The following is a 2260-nucleotide window of genomic DNA, read 5'->3' on the forward strand; positions in this document are numbered from 1 at the left end:
GTGTAGCCCCTGCGCCCTCCACTCGCGCCACCGACCCCAACCAGGACGCCCCATGATCCACCAGCTCAACTCCCTCTACCCGGTGCGCTACACGGCCTTTGCGCTGTGCGTGTTCGGGCTGCTGCTGTCGCTGTTTGCGCTGGTGGCCTTTGGCGTGGGGCTGCCCGTGGTGCTGGTGTTTGCGGCGCTGGTGGCCCTGGGCGTGTACGACTTGCAGCAGTCGCGCCACGCGATCCTGCGCAACTACCCGGTCATTGGCCATATCCGCTTCATGCTCGAATATGTGCGGCCCGAGGTGCGCCAGTATTTCATCGAAAGCGACAGCGAGGCCGCGCCGTTTTCGCGCGCGCAGCGCTCGCTGGTCTACCAGCGCGCCAAGGGCGACCCGGACAACCGCCCCTTCGGCACGCACCTGGACGTGGGCGCACAGGGCTATGAATGGGTGAACCACTCGCTCGCGCCCACGCAGCTGCCGTCGCACGACTTCCGCGTGTGGATCGGTGGCAGCCCCGATGCGCAGTCGCCGTCCGTATCGCCCTGCACCCAGCCCTACCACGCGAGCGTGTTCAACATCTCGGCCATGAGCTTTGGTGCGCTGTCGGCCAACGCCATTCTGGCGCTCAACCAGGGCGCGAAGAAAGGTGGCTTTGCGCACGACACGGGCGAGGGCAGCATCAGCCAGCACCATCGCGTGCATGGCGGTGACCTGATCTGGGAGATCGGCTCGGGCTACTTTGGCTGCCGCAACCCCGATGGCACCTTCAGCGAAGAGCGTTTTGCGGCCAATGCCACCGACCCGCAGGTCAAGATGATCGAGCTCAAACTCAGCCAGGGCGCCAAGCCGGGCCACGGTGGCGTGCTGCCGGGGGCCAAGGTGACCGCCGAGATCGCGGCTGCGCGCGGCGTGAAGGAGGGCGAGGCCTGCATCTCGCCCGCCAGCCACAGCGCCTTCCGCACGCCGGTCGAGATGATGCAGTTCATCGCCAAGCTGCGTACGCTTTCTGGCGGCAAGCCCACGGGCTTCAAGTTCTGCCTGGGCCACCCATGGGAGTGGTTCGCCATCGTCAAGGCCATGCTGGTCACCGGCATCACGCCCGACTTCATCGTGATCGATGGCGCCGAAGGTGGCACGGGCGCGGCGCCCGTGGAGTTCAGCGACCACGTGGGTGCGCCACTGCAAGAGGGCCTGCTCTTGGTGCACAACACACTGGTGGGCGTGAACCTGCGCGACCGTGTCCGTATTGGCTGCGCGGGCAAGGTCATCAGCGCTTTCGACATCGCGCGCATGATGGCGCTGGGTGCCGACTGGTGCAACGCGGGGCGCGGCTTCATGATGGCGCTGGGCTGCATCCAGGCGCAAAGCTGCCACACCGGCCACTGCCCCACGGGAGTGACCACGCAAGACCCGCTGCGCCAGCAGGCCCTGGTGGTGCCCGACAAGGCCACGCGCGTGGCGCAGTTCCACCGCAGCACCCTGCACGCGCTGCAGGAGCTGGTGCAGGCCGCCGGGCTGCACCACCCCAAGGACATCACGGCCCACCACATCGTGCGCCGCATCACCGACACCGAGGTGCGCTTGTTGTCGAACCTCATCACCCGCATGTTGCCCGGCGCGCTGCTGGGCCCGCTCGATGCGCAGCACAACGTGTTCCGCCTGTACTGGCCGCTGGCCAATGCCCACAGTTTTCAGGCCAGCGAGCCTGCACTGGAACCCTCCATACCCCACCATGTCGAGCTGGTGCACGCCGCAGCCGTGGGCACCGCAGCGGCGGTGGCGGGGGACGCTGCTGTATGAATCTGACGATGGACGCATCCGCCCCCACCCACACCACCGCCCCGGACTACACCGCCTTTTTGCAGCAGCAGCTGGCCACCCAGCCGCACGACGTGATGGCCCATGTGCTGGGCGATCAACAGATCTGGATCAAGCGCGCGGGAGCCCCCCACGGCACAGGCCGCTACCGCGCCATGGCCGTGCTGGCCGCCCTGCTGCGGCTGGATGCGCTGCGCCCCGTGCCCAACCCCGGCGGCCCCACGGCCATCGCCACCGAAGTGCAACGCCTGCGCGACCTGGCCGCGCGCGGCATCCGCGTACCCGTGGTGCTGGCCGCGTTGCCGAATGGTTTTGCCATGCGCCACCTGGGCAACGTGGGTGAGGAAACCCATTCGCTGGGCAACGAGATCGACCACGCCGTGCAGGCGGGCGACACGGCCGCTGTGCTGGCGCTGTGGCAGCAAGGGCTGGACACCCTGGCCCAGG

The 2260-nt window shown here is 68.1% G+C and carries 1 protein-coding gene and 1 pseudogene; both read left to right on the top strand.

Features of this window, described 5'->3' with window-relative positions; genetic code table 11:
- Positions 1-52 precede the first annotated feature (52 nt).
- The gene (locus tag DBR23_RS11050; protein ID WP_108498272.1) at positions 53-1795 is read left to right on the top strand and encodes an FMN-binding glutamate synthase family protein; all 1743 of its coding nucleotides are present in this window, start codon (positions 53-55) and stop codon (positions 1793-1795) included.
- Positions 1796-1803: 8 nt separating this feature from the next.
- A pseudogene (locus DBR23_RS30515) lies at positions 1804-2260 on the top strand (hypothetical protein); the annotation flags it as partial.

Source organism: Acidovorax sp. HMWF018, assembly GCF_003061035.1.
Classification (GTDB): domain Bacteria; phylum Pseudomonadota; class Gammaproteobacteria; order Burkholderiales; family Burkholderiaceae_C; genus Acidovorax; species Acidovorax delafieldii.